The sequence below is a fragment of the Salinirubellus litoreus genome, assembly GCF_037335815.1.
GTDB classification, from domain to species: domain Archaea; phylum Halobacteriota; class Halobacteria; order Halobacteriales; family Haloarculaceae; genus Salinirubellus; species Salinirubellus litoreus.
The window spans coordinates 656,830-671,228 of record NZ_CP147841.1; the positions used below are offsets into that span (position 1 = coordinate 656,830).

Sequence of the window (14,399 nt, forward strand, 5' to 3'; positions counted from 1 at the left end):
CGACTCTCGTAAAATCAAGCCGTAGGGAGCTATTATCAGTTATTAAACATGTCGAGTGAGAAACGGGAAACGACCGTCGGCGGGCTGGCCCCTGGATCGATCAGCAGGTCCGATTCCGGATGGGGGCGCTTATATCTCCGCACACCCCGGTGACGCTCATGCCCACGGACGCCCACTACTACGACGACCTCGCCGTCGGCGACACCTTCGAGACCCGGGGTCGGACCATCACGGAGACCCACCTCGTCCAGCACGCCGGGACGACCGGCGACATGAACGAACTCCAGATGAACGCCGAGTTCGCCGCCGACACGGAGTTCGGCGAGCGGGTCGTCCACGCGCCGCTCACCTACGCGATGATGGAGGGACTCATCACGAGCGACTTCCGTCACGAGGACTCGAACGTCTGTTACTACGGCCTCGACTCGATGCGGATCCCCGAACCGACGTACGTCGGCGACACCATCTCGGTGGGGAGGGAGGTCGTCGACAAGCGCGAGCGGGCACCGGGGGGTATCGTCACGTTCCGCGACGAGGTGACGACCGCCGACGGCCGGACGGTGCTGGTCTGTGAGACACTCGAGTATATGCGGGCTCGGGGGGATTGAGGACCCCTACGCCGGCCGGAAGTAGAACGCACCCTCGCGCTCCCCGACGTATTCGAGCGGCGCGTCGGGGGCGGGTCGCTCCCCCTCTTCGATACCGTCGACGCCCTCGATCCGCGCGGTGACGCGGACGGAGTCGGCGACGTCGACGAGTCCCACGACGAACGGCTCCTGACCCTGGTGGTCCGAGCCCGGGACACGGATGGTGGTACTGGCGTAGAGCCGCGCCGACCCGTCGAGGGGGCGGGGTTCGAGGGACTCCGCGCCGCACGCCCGGCAGACGCTCGGCTCGTGGCCGTACAGTGCGCCGCACTCCGCACACGCCCGCGCGGGGAACTCCGGCGGGGTTCCGCCCGACGTCACCGGCGGTCACCTCGCCCGAGGACGGTGACGGTACAGACCGCGCCGCTCCCGCCGAGGTTGTGCGCGAGGCCCACCGCGGCGTCCTCGACCTGGTTCTCGTGGGCCCCCCGGAGCTGTCGACAGATCTCGTACACCTGGCCGATACCGGTCGCACCCACAGGATGGCCCTTCGAGAGCAGCCCGCCCGAGGGGTTGACGGGAATCTCGCCGCCCACCTCGGTCCGGCCCTCGGCGACCGCGCGCGCACCCTGGCCCTTCTCGAAGAACCCGAGGTCCTCGCTGTCGCCGATCTCCGCCGGAGTGAAACAGTCGTGGAGTTCGACCACGTCCACCTCCTCGGGGCCGAGGCCGGCTTCGGCGTACGCGCTCTCGGCGGCGTCGACGGTCGCGTCGAGCGTCGTCAGGTCCTCGTAGCGGTGACCGGCGTTGTGGCCGGTCGCGTGGCCCGTCCCCAGCACCTCGATGGGGTCGTCGGTGAACTCCTCGGCTACCTCGCTCGCCGCGAGGACGACCGCCGCGCCGCCGTCGGCGGCCGGACAGCAGTCGTAGAGCCGGAGCGGGTCGGCGACGAGCCGCGACTCGACCACCTCCTCGACGGTGACCGGTTCGCGGAACCGGGCCCGGGGATTGCTCGCGCCGTTCGCCCGGTTCTTCACCGACACCGCCGCGATCTCCTCGCGGGTCGCACCGTACTCGTGGATGTAGCGGTCGAGGTAGATACCGTAGAACCCGGGGAACGTGAGCCCCGTCACCCCTTCGGTGAGTCGGTCGGCGGCGCTCCCGAGCGCGCGGGTGAACTCCGCGGTCCCGGCGTCGGTCATCGACTCGACGCCCGCCGCGACCACGACGTCGTACTCGCCGCTCGCGACCGCCCGGTGGGCCTGGCGCAGGGCGATACCCGAACTCGCACACGCCCCCTCGGTCGTCATCGCCGGCACGCCCGAGAGACCGACCTCGTCGGCGACTATCGGTCCGACCGCGCCCTGTCCCTCGAGGATGCCGGCGACGAAGTTCCCCACGTAGAGCGCCCCGACCGCCGAACGACCGACGCCGCCATCACGGAGCGCACGCGCGACCGCGCGGCTCCCGAGGTCCTTCACCCCACCGTCGAGAACCCCGAACGGCGTCGTCCCCGCACCGACGATGCTCACGTCTCGCATACCGTCCCGGTCGGGGGGCCCAGTTTAACACCCTTCCGGGCCGGGGGCCGGAATCGCGACCGGTAGCTATCCGTACTGGGCGGCCGAACGGGGAGTATGGAGCTCTCGTCAGCCGAACGCCGCCTCGCGAGCCGGGGGGCGCTCGCGGTCGGTCTCCTCCACGTCCTCCTGCCCGAACTGCTCGTCGACGTCGTCCGGTTCGTCTACGACGTCGCCCTCGACGTCTCGTTCGTCCCGCGCGACCGAACCGCCCGCCGTGTCCGACTACTGGGGGTCTTCCTCCTCCTCGCCGGAGCCGTCCTCTCCGTGTTCTCGGACTGAGGAGTGACAAGGGGTCGAGGGATCGGTTCCCGGGGCACGGCACCGATGGATTCAAGTACTTTTAGGTATGCCTAAATCACGCGGTGGGCATCAACCTGGATCCACCATCCGTCACCACCGCTCCTCGGGGCGCTGATCGGAGCGCCCCACTGGCTCCTGTCCGTCCGGAGCGCCGACCTCCTCTCGATAGTGAACAGACCAGCCGCGTCACTCCGCCTCGTGTTCGACGTAGGCGATGGCCTCGTGGGGCGTTTCTACGGCTTTGAAGCCGTCGAACGCCGAGCAGTCGTGGGTCCCGAGACCCGCGACCGGCCGGCCGTAGACGAACGCCAGACCGAGTTCGGAGAGCGTTCCCGCCGCTCCATCGACGGCGATACATGCCGTCCCGTTGAGCACGACGAGCGCGTTACGGGCGTCACCCAGCCCCGTCGCGATACCCGTCTCGACCCACTCGTTACCCGCCTCCGGGTCCCTCCCTTTCAGGACGCCGATGGTGTGGCCGCCCGCGTCCCGTGCACCTCGACAGACCGCCTCCATCACCCCGCCGTAGCCGCCACACACCACCACGTGGTCGCGCTCCGCGAGGAGTCGACCGACCTCGCGGGCCCGCCCGTACGTCTCCTCGTCGACCTCGCTCCCGCCGATGACGCTCACGCGCATGTCGAGGGCGACGGTCGGTCGGGGGAAACTACTGTCGTCGCCCGAAGGGCGTGATCGAAGTCACTGATTCTGAACTATCGTAACTAACTTCGGACCAGTGTGAGTATCTAAACACCGGCTTACTGCTTGTCACAGCACTCAACGGTTCGGAGTGAACGCCCGCAGAAGCCCGGAGTGAGAGCGAGACGCGGACCGGTCAGGCGCTGGCCTGGTCGATCCAGTCCTCGGCGCGGGAGACGGGGACCTCCGCGGCCTCGGCAACCGCCTCGGGGTCGGCGTCGGCGAGCGCCGCCGGCCCGTCGATGCCGGCCTCGCGGAGCCGTTCGGCGTACGTCGGTCCGATCCCGTCGATCGACTCGAGGTCGCCGCCGGCGACGGCCTCGGCGACCGCCGTCTCGACGTCCGTTCCCTCCTCGGCGGAATCGCCGGAATCGTCGACATCCGGGGTCTCGGGGCCGGATCCGCCCTCGGCCTCGACGGAGTCGTCCGCCCCGTCGGCGTCGCCCGTGTCCTCGATCTCGACGTTCACCTCCCCCTCCTCGACGGGGGACTTCTCGTAGAACCACTCGGCGACCCGGGGCCAGACGTCCTCGTGCGAGGAACTGGAGACGGAGAGACCGATGTGGCCGGTCGGGTACTTGATCTGCTCGACGTCGTCGGTGCCGACCACGTCCGCGAACGGCTCGCTCGCGCCACAGGGGATGAGGTGGTCGTACTCCCCCATGATGAGCAGCATCGGCATGTCGATGTTCGTGACGTCGACGTGTCGGTCGCCGAGATGGAGCTCGTTCTCGTAGAGCTGGTTTCCCTGGTAGATGTCGGTGAGGAACTGCTTGTACGCCTCGCCGGCGACGTCGATGCCCTCGTCGAGCCACCGCTCCATCCGGGCGAAGTTCTCGACGAACTCGTCGTCCTCGATGTTGTCGTAGAAGCGGACGTACTTCGAGACGAAGTTCGAGACGGGGTCCATCAGCGCGAACCCGACGTCGAGCATCTCGGCGGGCATGTTGCCGAACGCCTCGGTGACGTCCTCGGGGTCGTAGTAGGACTCGTCGCCCCAGAGCTCGAGCACGCCGCCCGACTGGTCCTCGAAGTAGAGGCCGGCGGCCATCAGCCCGAGCGAGCGGACCTTCTCCGGTTTCAGCGCGGCGTACATCGCCGCCATCGTCCCGCCCATGCAGTAGCCGAGCACGTTGATCGAGTCCTGGCCCGAGCGCTCCCGGACCTCGTCGACGCAGTTGTCGATGTACCGGCAGACGTAGTCCTCGAGGGTGAGGTGCTGGTCGAGGCGCGAGGGCTCGTTCCAGTCGACGAGGTAGACGTCGTGACCGGCCTCGAGCAGCCGCCGGACGACCGATCGGTCGGGCTGGAGGTCGAGGATGAACGGCTTGTTGATCAGCGCGTACGTGATCAGGATGGGCACGCCGTGCTGCTCGTCGGTCAGCGACTCGTAGTGAAGCAGTTCGAGCTTGTTCTCCGTGTAGACGACCTCGCTCGGCGTCTCGCCGACGTCGATCGACGCGACGCGGTCGAGCTGCTCGTCGGTGACGTTGGACTTCTCGAACGCCTCGGTCGTCGACTCGAGCACCTCCCGCTGGGTGTTCAGCGCGAGCGCGAACGGGTTGAATCCTCTTTCGGACGCCATCTCACTCCTCCAGGTGTTCCAGCACCCGGTCGAGCTTCTCCTCGACGGCGTGCTGGCGGCGTTCGAGTTCGATCAGCCGCTCGCCGACCTCCTCGACGTCCCCCTGCGTGGGGAGCCCGAGCTGGGCGAGGGTCTCCTCGCTGAACTCCTCCGTCTGGGTCTGCATCTCCATCATCGTATCGACCAGCTGGCCGTTGGCCGCGGCGAACGCCGACGTGGACATGACCTCCTTGAACGCCTGGTTGGCGCTCTGGAGCCAGACGTCGCGGAGCTCGGTGAACGAGACGTCCTCGCCCTCGGCGGCGTCGGCCGTCCGCTCGAACAGCTGTTCGGCGGCGTCGATCCAGACCTCGTAGGCGCGGGCGTACCCCTCGAAGTTCTCGGCCATCATCTCCTCGTCGGGGACGGAGTCGTTCATCGCGTCCGCCCACGACTCCATGAGGCTCGCCTGGGCCTCCATGTTCTGCTCGATGGACCGGGACATGGTGTCGTTCATCTGCTCGACCATCCTGGCCCACTGCTCCTGTACCTCCTGCATCTCGTTGGGTGTCTCGCTCATGGTGAATCTCGTCCGCGTGTAGCCGCTCGACCGATAAAACGGTAGGGTTGGGCCGGCTCAGGCCTCGACGTCGACGCTCGCGGCCTGCATCCGCTCGAACTGGGCCTGTAGCTCCTCGAGCTGGCTCTGGAACTGTTCGAACTGGGACTCGAACTGCTCCTGGAAGCGCTCGGTCTGGGCCTCGAACTGGGCCTGCATCTCCTCGCCGCTCTCCTCGAGCTGGGCCTGCATCTCCTCGAACTGGCTCTCGGCCTGCCGGAAGGAGTCGAGGGTCTGGCCCTCGATCTCCTCGTGCGCGTCGAGCAGCGCCTCGATCTGGTCGTTCAGCACGGACAGGTACTCGACGGCCATCTCGTCGTAGGCGTCGATACCCTTGGCGAACTCGCCCTCGGTCACGTCGAACGCCTCCTCGTGGGTCTGGTAGAGCGTATCGAACTGGCCGTCGACGGTCTCGCGGACCTGACCGGTCATGCTCGCCGCGCCGGGGACGGTCGCCTCGACGACGTCGAGGTAGCTGTGGACGGCGTTCTCCGTCATCTCGACGGTGCCGCGCTGGGCCTCCTCGGTCACTTCGACGCCGTCGAGGGCCGCGGCGTTCAGCCGCTTCTGGAACTCGACGCCGCTCTCGATGGCCTGCTGGCCCTGGCGGATCGCGCTGCGCTGCATCTCGAAGACGGTACTGACGGGGGTCGTGAAGGTGGGTTCGTTACTCATCGGTATCACTCCGGTTCCGCTTGACGGGGACGACGACGGTCTGGACGATGTCGCCCTCCTCGATATCGAGGGCCTCCCGCTCGGCGTCCGGGATCGATATCCGGCCGCCGCTCTGGACGCGCGTCTTGAACATCGCCATCTGACTCATCGCGCCGATCTGCGGGGCGAGACCGCCCGAGTCGCCACCACTACCGCCGAGGAACTGTTTGAACAGCTCCTGCTGCTGCCGGGTGGCCTGCTCGGTGGCCTCCTGAAACGCCCGCATCACGGGCGGGAACGCCGGGCCGTCGCCATCGTCTGTCATCGCGTACGGGATACGAAGGTGTCTGAGGGTAAAAAGATTGTCTTTCTCACCACTCAGAACCATTTGCCACCATCATTCGGTGTCAAGGGCGATTCAACCAGCATCCTTTAGTAGGAGTGGATGATATATACGGCTCATGAGTTCCGGGTCCTACCCGTCTCTGTTCGGGGTGTGGTCGCGTACGTCTTCGATGATGTTCGAGTCGTTCATGGAGGCGAACCGGGCGGCGATCGCCTCGATGGGAGTCCCGGCCCGTGGGCCGGAGAAGGAGGCAGAGCCCGACGAGCGGGAGCTCCCGGCAGAGGATCGCATCGAGCCCGGCGAGGACCTCCCCGAGTGGGACGTCGAGTTCCACGGCGACGACGACTCCCTCGAGGTGGGCGATAAGATCTGTTTCACCAAGACGCTCACCGAGGCGGACGTCGACCGCTTCGCCGCCGCCTCCGGCGACACCAATCCGATCCACCTGGACGAGGAGTGGGCGAGCGGGACGCGCTTCGGCGGCCGCATCGTCCACGGCATCCTCGCATCCGGGCTCATCTCGGCCGCCCTCGCGCGGCTCCCCGGCAGCGTCATCTACCTCTCCCAGGACGTCGAGTTCCGCGCGCCCGTCCGCCTCGGCGACCGCGTCACGGCGGATGTCGAGGCCGTCGAGTCGCTCGGCGGCGGCCGCTTCCGCCTCCGGACGCTCGTCAAGAAGGGCGAGGACGTCGTCATCGACGGCGAGGCCGTCATCCTCGTCGACTGACCGCATCGACACGCACCACACTCCGACCCGGACTTCTCCGCCGTCGCTCAGGCCAGGAACCCCGTCACGTCCGCGTTGAACCGCTCCGGGCGTTCGCGGGGGGGCCAGTGGCCCGTCCGTTCGTACACCTCTAGCTGTGCGTTCGGGAGGAGGTCGGCTGCCCGTTCGGACCAGGACGCCGGCAGGAGCGGATCGGACTCGCCGTGTACCAGCAGCGTCTCCGTCTCTAGCCCCGCCAGCCGGTCGTGGTAGTCCGTCTGGAGGCCGCTCGCCCGGAACTCGCTGCGCTGCCACGACCGGACCGTCCGGCCGACGGCGTCGTCCTGGACCGCCGCGTAGACGTCCTCGACGAGGTCCTCGGGCGGCGTCCCGGCGGTGACGCTCCGGAGGTGACCGCGAACCGTTGCCTGCGAGGAACCCAGGCTCCGCCACCACCCCCGGTGGACGAGCGGGATCCGCAGGCCGACGCTCGCCGCCGGCCGCCAGTGGGCGTCCCCGCCGAGCCCGTAGCTGTCCACGAGGACGAGCCGGTCGACGTCGTGATCGAGCGCGTGTCCGAGCGCGACGCTCCCCCCCATCGAGATGCCGACCAGCGACGGCGATTCGACGCCCAGTTCGGCGAGGTAGGCCCGCAACACCCGGCGGAAGAACGCCGTCGTGTAGCGGGTCGACGGCTTGTCGCTGTGACCGTGGCCCGGGAAGTCGATGGCGTGGACCCGGTGGTCCTCGGCGAGTTCCGGGAGGAGGTACCGGTAGGAGACGGTCGCCGCGTCCAGCCCGCAGCCGTGGAGGAGCACCACCGGATCGCCCGACCCGGCGGTGTAACACTGCACGTCGACCTCCCGCCCACGGCGGTCTTCACCTACCTCCAGCGTCGTCGTCTCGGCCCGTACGGCCCCGTCCCCGTCCATACCCCCACGCGGGCTCCCCCGGACATACCTCTTCCGCCTCCCTCGAACGGTTTCCGGCCCGCCTATCGGGGAACCCGCCGATCGGGAGTCACTCGCCGTCGAGCGGTTGCCCGCGGCGGTCGACGCGAGTCACCGGGAGGCCAGCCCGCTCGCCGTGTTCGTGGACCGCCGCCTCGTCCTCCGCCCGGTAGTGACAGAACGTCCCCGTCACTCGGCCGTCTTCGTCGGTCAGTACCTCCGAGTCGATCCAGCGGATGCCGACGCCCTCCTCGCGGAGCGCGGAGAGCGCCTCGCCGGAGGCCGCCGCCGCGTCGTCGAGGTCGTCTCGGGTGATCGGGTCGTCCAACGCGCGCAGTATCAGATAGTCGTTCAGGTCGTCGGTGTCGGTCATCGTTGGAGATTCTCGTCGGTCCCGGTCCGACCGCATTCGTTCCCGGTGTCCACGCCGATCGCCCGATCCACTGGCCGATCCGGTCCCGTCACGGCTCCCGGAACAGCCACGTCTATCCCCGCGCGTATCTTGAAACTGGTGCTGGTCCGTCAACGGCGCTCTCCAGTCGCCCCCGCCGATGGGATCGAGAACCTACCGCTCGACGATCAGCAGCGCGACACGCTCGAGCACCAGCGCCTCGATGTCGGCGTCGGTCGCCTCGCGCTCCGTCTCGCCGATCTCGAAGAACTCGCACACTCGCTCGGGGTCGTAGGCCCCGAGGGTCTCGGCGGGCTCGACCAGCCCCTCGATGGCCGTCGCCGCCGCTCGTTCGCGCCCCTCGACGCCGTCGCCCTCCCCGGTCTCGGGGTCGTCGACGAGGACGACCACGGGGACGACCCCCTCGCCGACGCCCATCCCGAGCGCCCGGTCGATCTGTCGCCGGCCGGCCGCGTACAGCAGCACCTCGACGGCGCGGTCCTGGACGATGGCCGCCCCGCGCCCGCGCTCGCGGTCGGCCAGTTCGAGGGCTCGTTCGAGGTGTCGACGCGAGACGACGTACCGGGCGTCGAACGTCTGGACCGTCACGCCGTGCTCGTCGCCGACCGCCGAGAGCGCGTCGACGAACGACTCGGCGTCGGGGAACCGCTCGCCCCCTACCTCGACTCGACCCTCGATCAGCTCCATACCGCCGGGTTCCCGCGGAGGCTTCCTACCGCTGTCGGTTCGGGTCCGCACGGGAGCGCGGGCTAGCGTTCAAGATGGGGACCACTCGCAGGTCGTCCCGGTGGTCAACCCCGCGTCCTCGATGTGGGCGGCGAGACAGCCGTAGTTGCAGTACCGGTTGCTCGGTTCGCCCGTCGGGTCCACGCCCTCCGTGACGCTCACCGGGTCGTGTCGTCGGACGTCACAGCCGCAGTAGACGCACTCGTACGCGCCGTCCGCGTCGGCCGGGGTCTCGACGCTCATGGCCGTCCGTTCGAATCGCGGGGCCAAGAGTCCGTCGCGGCGGCTCAGAAGTCACCGAACGTCGCCTGGTCCTCCTCGTCGATCGCTCTCTCGCCATCCCCCTCACCGTCCTCGACGGCGGGTGCCTCCGCCGGGCGCGCCGACTCGTCGGCGTCCACGCCCTCCATGGAGGGGTGCTGGTGCCCGGCGTTCTCCAGCACCGACTCGGCGGTCTTCCGCCGGCCTCGCAGCGCCCCGAGCACGACCGACTTGTCGGCCTCGCGCAGGTCCGCGCGGGTCTCGATGTCGGCCGCGTACAGCCGCCGGGCGCGCTTTCGACCCACGCCGCGGACGCCGGCGAGGTCGAGCAGCTCCTCACGGACGCCGTACTGTACCCGCTTCTTCGCCTCGCGGACGGCCGTCACGCTCCCCAGGTCAAGCTCCGCCGCGAGCGACTCCGCCGCGCCCAGCAACCACTCGGCCGTATCGACCTTGCCGCGGATGTCGCCCGGGCCGACCCCGTAGCGCTCGGTGATGCGGTCCTCGTCGACCTCGTCGGCCCAGTCCTCGAGCAGCTTCGCCGTCTTGAGCGCCGAGAGCCAGTCCTCGAACCGCTCGTCCTCGAACTCGCTCGGCATCGCGCCCAGGAACTCCGACTCGCGCTCGTAGGCCATCATCGCCAGGTCCTCGCGCTCGCCCGACCGGAGGTAGAGCTGGTACATGTCGGGTGTGCGCGAGACGAGGTGGTAGAGCCCGAGCGCGCTGACGTCGGTTGGGTCGGCGTCCCGGAGACCGTCGATGATCTCCGCGGCGCTCATGGGGTCGAGGTAGAGCCGCGAGACGGTGTGGCCGAGCCCGGTCGCCTGGAGGCCGTCGCCGTCCCGCTCGACGAATCCGTTCGCCTCCAGGTAGCCCAGCACGTCGTCGGCGACCCGCTCTAACCTACCCGATTCGTCGGTCTGTGAGGCGTACAGCGTCTGTTCGAGGAACTCCAGCAGCGCGCCGCGAGAGGCGGCGAACCCGCTCGCGACCGTGGCGAGGACGTGGGTGCGCATCGCCGGCTCGGCGGCGAGCTTCGATCGGACCGGTTCGGGCTGGGCCCAGACGTACCGGTCGAACAGCTCGTCGAGTTCGTCGTGGGCGTTCGCCAGCAGCACCGCCTCGCCGTAGGGATCCATCCCGGGTCTACCCGCCCGGCCCATCATCTGGTGGACCTCCAGCACCGAGAGGGGTGCCATCCCACCCGCCGACCCGTCGTAGCGCCGCCAGTCACGGACGATCACGCGCCGCGAAGGGGTGTTCACGCCCGCCGCCAGCGTGGGGGTCGCACAGACGCACTTGACGAGCCGGTCGCGGAACGCCTCCTCGACGGCCGACCGGTGGCCGGGCGCACAGCCCGCGTGGTGGAACGCCGCCCCCTGTTCGACGGCGTCGGCGAGGTCCTCGCTCGTTTCCGTGTCGCTCACGCTCCGGATCTCCTCGGCGACCTCCCGTAACTGGGTGATCTCCTCGGCGTCGAGGTGCTCTGCGGTGGTGCTCGCCAGCCGGCGGGCGGCGGCCTCGGCGTTCCGTCGAGAGTTGACGAACACCAGCGTCGAGCCGCCCTCCTCCGCGACGTTGCCCTCCTCGTCGTACTCGTCCTGGAGCGTGTCGCGGACGATGGCCGCGGTGGGTTTCTCGCCCGACTTCACCCGGAGCTCCCGCTGGGTCCCGTCGTCGAAGTGCAACGCCTGACCGTAGTGGACGCCCTTGCGGAGCTCGATGGGCCGCCAGTCCGAGTCGACGAGGCCGGCGTCGAGCCAGTCGGCGAGTTCGTCGGCGTTGCCGATGGTCGCCGACAGCGCCACCACCTGGAGGTCCGGGTTGATGCGCCGGAGTTTGGCGAGCGTGACTTCGAGGGTCGGTCCCCGGTTGCGGTCGTCGACCAGGTGGACCTCGTCGGCGACCACGCAGTCGAGCCGGTCGATCCACGACGCGCCGTTTCGAACGAGCGAATCGACCTTCTCGCTCGTCGCCACGATGATGTCCTTCTCGCCGAGCCACCGCTCGTTGGACTCGTAGTTGCCAGTCGAGACGCCCACCTCCACGCCGTACTCCTCGAACGCCTCGAACTCCGCGCGCTTCTCGCTCGCGAGCGCCCGCAACGGGACGATGTAGAGGGCCTTCCCGCCGGCGGCGACGCTCGCGAGCATCGCGAGTTCGGCCACGAGCGTCTTGCCCGACGCCGTCGGGACGCTCGCCACGAGGCTCTCCCCGCGCGTGACGCCCTTCTCGACGGCCTCGGCCTGCGGCGGGTAGAGCGACTCGATACCCTCCCCCGCGAGGTGGTCGGGGAGCCACTCGGGGACGCCGTCGACCTCCGAGAGTTCCATTGGCGGGAGGTAGGGCGGTTTCGGATTTAAACTGTCGCACACGGAGCAGGGAAAGAGATCGGTGCGTAGTGCGTCTTCCGGGGAGGACGGGGGAACCCTGATTAGATCGTATACGAGTGTATACGACATGAGCGAAGCGACCAAGACGCTCCGTGTCTCCGAGGAACTCCACGCCTACATCAAGGCGCACAACCGGGAGGGCGAGACGCTCAGTGAGACGCTGGAACGACTCGTCGGCGGTCCGTCACTCCACGAACTCGCTGGCGTCCTATCCGACGACGAAGCGGACACGTTCCGCGAGGCGATCGAAGAGAGCCATCGGGACCACGACGAGGAGATCGAGCGGATGCTGGACCGGATGGAATGATCCTCGACACGTCGTTTCTCATCGACGTGATGAACGCCGACGACGCGGCACTCGGGAAGGTCGACGAGATCGAAGCAGACGGTATTGAGCAGAACGTGCCCGCGATGACGTTGCAGGAGCTGTACATCGGCGTCGGTGCGAGCGACCTGCCCGAGCGCGAACGGCGGGAGATCGAGTACGTCGTCGAATCGAGACCGATCCTCCCGACGACCGAGGAGATCGCGCGCAAAGCAGGACGTATCGATGGACGACTCCGGAAACGGGGTGAGCGTATCGATCTCGGCGACGCCACCATCGGCGTGACGGGTGTCGTCCGTGACGAACCGGTCGTCACCGGGAACCCGGAACAGTTCGAGCGGATCCCGGGGCTCGACGTGGAGAGCTACTAAGTCACAACGGGAACGTATGTCAGGAGTTCTCCGACTCTTATCAGTGAGAAATCGCCGTGGACTCGCCGGGACCGAGCGAACGCGAAGCGTTCGCGAGGGTCGGCGAGTCCATCGACTGAGCGAGTGAAACGAGCGAAGGGAAGTGGACTCGCCGGGATTTGAACCCGGGGCCTCTTCCTTGCGAAGGAAGCGATCTGCCACTGATCTACGAGCCCTCGTGTCGCGTTCTCCGCTACTGTCGTCGATCGCTTGTAGCTTCCGATACCGGTTCAGTTCGGTCCACGCGCGAAGCGAAACGCGTGAGACGAGAGTCGGCTTCAGTCCTCGAGGACGATCTCGATGGAGACGTCGTTCGGGACCTGGATACGCATGAGCTGTCGGAGCGCGCGTTCGTCGGCGTCGATGTCGATGAGCCGCTTGTGGACGCGCATCTCCCAGTGCTCCCAGGTCGCGGTCCCCTCGCCGTCCGGGGACTTCCGGGTCGGCACCTCGAGGTGCTTGGTCGGGAGCGGGACCGGGCCGCTCAGGGCGACGCCGGTCTTCTCCGCGATGTCCCGGACGTCCGCACAGATGGTGTCCAGGTCGTCCGGGCTGGTCCCGGCGAGGCGGACGCGTGCCTGCTGCATCTTACCGCTCGTTGACGCTCAGCACCTTGCCGGCCGCGATGGTCTGACCCATGTCGCGGACGGCGAAGCTCCCGAGCTCGGGGATCTCGCTCGACGGCTCGATCGAGAGCGGCTTCTGGGGACGGACGGTGACGACCGCCGCGTCGCCGGACTGGATGAAGTCCGGGTTCTCCTCGGCGACCTCGCCGGAGGACGGGTCGATCTTCTTGTCGATCGACTCGATCGTGCAGGCGACCTGCGCGGTGTGAGCGTGGAACACCGGGGTGTAGCCCGCGGTGATGACGCTCGGGTGCTGCATGACGACGATCTGGGCCTGGAAGGTCTCGGCGACCTTCGGCGGGTCGTCCGCCGGACCGCAGACGTCGCCGCGGCGGATGTCGTCCTTGCCGATGCCGCGGACGTTGAACCCGACGTTGTCACCGGGCCCGGCCTGATCGACCTCCTCGTGGTGCATCTCGATGGTCTTGACCTCGCCGCCGACGTCCGAGGGCTGGAACGAGACCATATCCCCGGGGCTCATCGTCCCCGTCTCGATGCGGCCCACGGGGACCGTACCGATGCCGGAGATGGTGTAGACGTCCTGGATCGGAAGTCGCAGCGGGGCGTCCGTCGGCGGCTCGGGCTCGGGCAGGTCGTTGAGCGCCTCGAGCAGCGTCGGGCCGTCGTACCACGACATGTTCTCCGAGCCCTCGGCGATGTTGTCGCCCTCGAACGCGGAGATGGGGATGAACGTGGCGTCGTCGGACTTGAAGCGGACCTGCTTCAGCAGCTTGATGACCTCCTCACGGGTCTCGTTGTAGCGGTCCTCCTCGTAGTCGACGAGGTCCATCTTGTTGACGCCGACGATGAGCTCGGCGATACCCAGGGTGCGCGCCAGGAAGACGTGCTCCTGTGTCTGGGGCTGGACGCCGTCGTCGGCCGCGACGACGAGCACGGCGTTGTCCGCCTGGGACGCGCCCGTGATCATGTTCTTCACGAAGTCACGGTGGCCCGGACAGTCGACGATGGTGAAGTAGTACTCGTCGGTGTCGAACTCCTGGTGGGCGATGTCGATGGTGACCCCGCGCTCTCGCTCCTCGGCGAGGTTGTCCATGACGTAGGCGAACTCGAAGCCGCCCTTGCCCTTCTCCTCGGCCTCCTCGCGGTACTGCTCGATGACGTGCTCGGGTACCGACCCCGTCTCGAAGAGGAGTCGGCCGACGAGCGTGCTCTTGCCGTGGTCGACGTGACCGATGATGGCCAGGTTCTGGTGTGGTTTGTCAGCCATTGGTGTCTCA

19 protein-coding genes and 1 tRNA gene are annotated in these 14,399 nt (G+C 68.2%); 5 read left to right on the top strand and 15 right to left on the bottom strand.

Going from position 1 to position 14,399, the window contains the following annotated elements:
* Positions 1–158: 158 nt before the first annotated feature.
* A complete protein-coding gene (locus WDJ58_RS03255) occupies positions 159–608 on the top strand; it encodes a MaoC/PaaZ C-terminal domain-containing protein (protein ID WP_338916189.1) in 450 nt (149 codons plus the stop codon).
* 6 nt (positions 609–614) lie between these two features.
* Here WDJ58_RS03255 and WDJ58_RS03260 read toward each other — a convergent pair whose 3' ends face one another.
* Positions 615–968 (bottom strand): Zn-ribbon domain-containing OB-fold protein, encoded by a 354-nt coding sequence (locus WDJ58_RS03260; protein WP_338916190.1) that lies wholly within the window; start codon positions 966–968, stop codon positions 615–617.
* Positions 965–2,128 (bottom strand): thiolase domain-containing protein, encoded by a 1,164-nt coding sequence (locus tag WDJ58_RS03265; protein ID WP_338916192.1) that lies wholly within the window; start codon positions 2,126–2,128, stop codon positions 965–967. The genes WDJ58_RS03260 and WDJ58_RS03265 overlap by 4 nt, the downstream gene beginning before the upstream one ends.
* Positions 2,129–2,224: 96 nt before the next feature.
* On the opposite strand from WDJ58_RS03265, the gene WDJ58_RS03270 reads away from it, so the two are divergent.
* Complete coding sequence (locus WDJ58_RS03270; RefSeq protein ID WP_338916193.1) at positions 2,225–2,449, top strand: hypothetical protein; 225 nt, start codon at positions 2,225–2,227, stop codon at positions 2,447–2,449.
* A gap of 207 nt (positions 2,450–2,656) precedes the next feature.
* Here the strand turns inward: WDJ58_RS03270 and WDJ58_RS03275 are convergent, their stop codons facing one another.
* From WDJ58_RS03275 to WDJ58_RS03295, 5 genes are all read right to left on the bottom strand, one after another.
* Positions 2,657–3,109 carry a TIGR00725 family protein gene (locus tag WDJ58_RS03275; RefSeq protein ID WP_338916194.1) on the bottom strand — a complete coding sequence of 151 codons (453 nt, stop codon included), beginning with the start codon at positions 3,107–3,109 and terminating at the stop codon, positions 2,657–2,659.
* Between the two features lie 196 nt (positions 3,110–3,305).
* Positions 3,306–4,754: a class III poly(R)-hydroxyalkanoic acid synthase subunit PhaC gene (phaC, locus tag WDJ58_RS03280; RefSeq protein WP_338916195.1), complete on the bottom strand. Its 1,449-nt coding sequence runs from the start codon at positions 4,752–4,754 to the stop codon at positions 3,306–3,308.
* A gap of 1 nt (position 4,755) precedes the next feature.
* Positions 4,756–5,313, bottom strand: a complete 558-nt coding sequence (locus tag WDJ58_RS03285) for a poly(R)-hydroxyalkanoic acid synthase subunit PhaE (RefSeq protein WP_338916196.1) — start codon at positions 5,311–5,313, stop codon at positions 4,756–4,758.
* A 57-nt stretch (positions 5,314–5,370) separates the two neighbouring features.
* The gene (locus WDJ58_RS03290; RefSeq protein ID WP_338916197.1) at positions 5,371–6,027 is read right to left on the bottom strand and encodes a hypothetical protein; all 657 of its coding nucleotides are present in this window, start codon (positions 6,025–6,027) and stop codon (positions 5,371–5,373) included.
* Positions 6,020–6,331 carry an AbrB/MazE/SpoVT family DNA-binding domain-containing protein gene (locus WDJ58_RS03295; protein ID WP_338916198.1) on the bottom strand — a complete coding sequence of 104 codons (312 nt, stop codon included), beginning with the start codon at positions 6,329–6,331 and terminating at the stop codon, positions 6,020–6,022. The genes WDJ58_RS03290 and WDJ58_RS03295 overlap by 8 nt, the downstream gene beginning before the upstream one ends.
* Positions 6,332–6,524: 193 nt before the next feature.
* On the opposite strand from WDJ58_RS03295, the gene WDJ58_RS03300 reads away from it, so the two are divergent.
* Complete coding sequence (locus tag WDJ58_RS03300) at positions 6,525–7,079, top strand: MaoC family dehydratase (protein ID WP_338917809.1); 555 nt, start codon at positions 6,525–6,527, stop codon at positions 7,077–7,079.
* 47 nt (positions 7,080–7,126) lie between these two features.
* On the opposite strand, the gene WDJ58_RS03305 is transcribed toward WDJ58_RS03300, so the two are convergent.
* The 5 genes from WDJ58_RS03305 to WDJ58_RS03325 form a co-directional block, all read right to left on the bottom strand.
* The gene (locus WDJ58_RS03305) at positions 7,127–7,990 is read right to left on the bottom strand and encodes an alpha/beta fold hydrolase (RefSeq protein ID WP_338916199.1); all 864 of its coding nucleotides are present in this window, start codon (positions 7,988–7,990) and stop codon (positions 7,127–7,129) included.
* 88 nt (positions 7,991–8,078) lie between these two features.
* A complete protein-coding gene (locus WDJ58_RS03310) occupies positions 8,079–8,381 on the bottom strand; it encodes a nickel-binding protein (protein ID WP_338916200.1) in 303 nt (100 codons plus the stop codon).
* Between the two features lie 192 nt (positions 8,382–8,573).
* On the bottom strand, positions 8,574–9,107 hold the full coding sequence (gene cgi121, locus WDJ58_RS03315) for a KEOPS complex subunit Cgi121 (RefSeq protein ID WP_338916201.1): 534 nt from the start codon (positions 9,105–9,107) through the stop codon (positions 8,574–8,576).
* Between the two features lie 69 nt (positions 9,108–9,176).
* Positions 9,177–9,389, bottom strand: a complete 213-nt coding sequence (locus WDJ58_RS03320) for a hypothetical protein (RefSeq protein WP_338916202.1) — start codon at positions 9,387–9,389, stop codon at positions 9,177–9,179.
* Positions 9,390–9,433: 44 nt separating this feature from the next.
* On the bottom strand, positions 9,434–11,740 hold the full coding sequence (locus tag WDJ58_RS03325) for an ATP-dependent DNA helicase (protein WP_338916203.1): 2,307 nt from the start codon (positions 11,738–11,740) through the stop codon (positions 9,434–9,436).
* Between the two features lie 127 nt (positions 11,741–11,867).
* Between WDJ58_RS03325 and WDJ58_RS03330 the strand changes: the two genes are divergently transcribed.
* Both WDJ58_RS03330 and WDJ58_RS03335 read left to right on the top strand, forming a co-directional pair.
* Positions 11,868–12,107: an antitoxin VapB family protein gene (locus WDJ58_RS03330; RefSeq protein ID WP_338916204.1), complete on the top strand. Its 240-nt coding sequence runs from the start codon at positions 11,868–11,870 to the stop codon at positions 12,105–12,107.
* A complete protein-coding gene (locus WDJ58_RS03335; protein WP_338916205.1) occupies positions 12,104–12,496 on the top strand; it encodes a type II toxin-antitoxin system VapC family toxin in 393 nt (130 codons plus the stop codon). Before WDJ58_RS03330 ends, WDJ58_RS03335 begins: the two co-directional genes overlap by 4 nt.
* A 143-nt stretch (positions 12,497–12,639) precedes the next feature.
* Here WDJ58_RS03335 and WDJ58_RS03340 read toward each other — a convergent pair.
* The 3 genes from WDJ58_RS03340 to tuf form a co-directional block, all read right to left on the bottom strand.
* Positions 12,640–12,711, bottom strand: a tRNA-Ala gene (locus WDJ58_RS03340).
* Between the two features lie 102 nt (positions 12,712–12,813).
* Entirely contained in the window at positions 12,814–13,122 is a 309-nt protein-coding gene (rpsJ, locus tag WDJ58_RS03345) for a 30S ribosomal protein S10 (protein ID WP_338916206.1), read from the bottom strand.
* Position 13,123: 1 nt separating this feature from the next.
* Positions 13,124–14,389 (bottom strand): translation elongation factor EF-1 subunit alpha, encoded by a 1,266-nt coding sequence (gene tuf / locus WDJ58_RS03350; protein ID WP_338916207.1) that lies wholly within the window; start codon positions 14,387–14,389, stop codon positions 13,124–13,126.
* Positions 14,390–14,399: the final 10 nt, after the last annotated feature.

Bases quoted from the DNA above. Each gene is read 5' to 3' on its own strand.
- WDJ58_RS03255 (WP_338916189.1), top strand. From the start codon at position 159: ATGCCCACGGACGCCCACTACTACGACGACCTCGCCGTCGGCGACACC.
- WDJ58_RS03265 (WP_338916192.1), bottom strand. From the start codon at position 2,128: ATGCGAGACGTGAGCATCGTCGGTGCGGGGACGACGCCGTTCGGGGTT.
- WDJ58_RS03270 (WP_338916193.1), top strand. From the start codon at position 2,225: ATGGAGCTCTCGTCAGCCGAACGCCGCCTCGCGAGCCGGGGGGCGCTC.
- WDJ58_RS03275 (WP_338916194.1), bottom strand. From the start codon at position 3,109: ATGCGCGTGAGCGTCATCGGCGGGAGCGAGGTCGACGAGGAGACGTAC.
- phaC (WP_338916195.1), bottom strand. From the start codon at position 4,754: ATGGCGTCCGAAAGAGGATTCAACCCGTTCGCGCTCGCGCTGAACACC.
- WDJ58_RS03285 (WP_338916196.1), bottom strand. From the start codon at position 5,313: ATGAGCGAGACACCCAACGAGATGCAGGAGGTACAGGAGCAGTGGGCC.
- WDJ58_RS03290 (WP_338916197.1), bottom strand. From the start codon at position 6,027: ATGAGTAACGAACCCACCTTCACGACCCCCGTCAGTACCGTCTTCGAG.
- WDJ58_RS03295 (WP_338916198.1), bottom strand. From the start codon at position 6,331: ATGACAGACGATGGCGACGGCCCGGCGTTCCCGCCCGTGATGCGGGCG.
- WDJ58_RS03300 (WP_338917809.1), top strand. From the start codon at position 6,525: ATGTTCGAGTCGTTCATGGAGGCGAACCGGGCGGCGATCGCCTCGATG.
- WDJ58_RS03305 (WP_338916199.1), bottom strand. From the start codon at position 7,990: ATGGACGGGGACGGGGCCGTACGGGCCGAGACGACGACGCTGGAGGTA.
- WDJ58_RS03310 (WP_338916200.1), bottom strand. From the start codon at position 8,381: ATGACCGACACCGACGACCTGAACGACTATCTGATACTGCGCGCGTTG.
- cgi121 (WP_338916201.1), bottom strand. From the start codon at position 9,107: ATGGAGCTGATCGAGGGTCGAGTCGAGGTAGGGGGCGAGCGGTTCCCC.
- WDJ58_RS03320 (WP_338916202.1), bottom strand. From the start codon at position 9,389: ATGAGCGTCGAGACCCCGGCCGACGCGGACGGCGCGTACGAGTGCGTC.
- WDJ58_RS03325 (WP_338916203.1), bottom strand. From the start codon at position 11,740: ATGGAACTCTCGGAGGTCGACGGCGTCCCCGAGTGGCTCCCCGACCAC.
- WDJ58_RS03330 (WP_338916204.1), top strand. From the start codon at position 11,868: ATGAGCGAAGCGACCAAGACGCTCCGTGTCTCCGAGGAACTCCACGCC.
- WDJ58_RS03335 (WP_338916205.1), top strand. From the start codon at position 12,104: ATGATCCTCGACACGTCGTTTCTCATCGACGTGATGAACGCCGACGAC.
- rpsJ (WP_338916206.1), bottom strand. From the start codon at position 13,122: ATGCAGCAGGCACGCGTCCGCCTCGCCGGGACCAGCCCGGACGACCTG.
- tuf (WP_338916207.1), bottom strand. From the start codon at position 14,389: ATGGCTGACAAACCACACCAGAACCTGGCCATCATCGGTCACGTCGAC.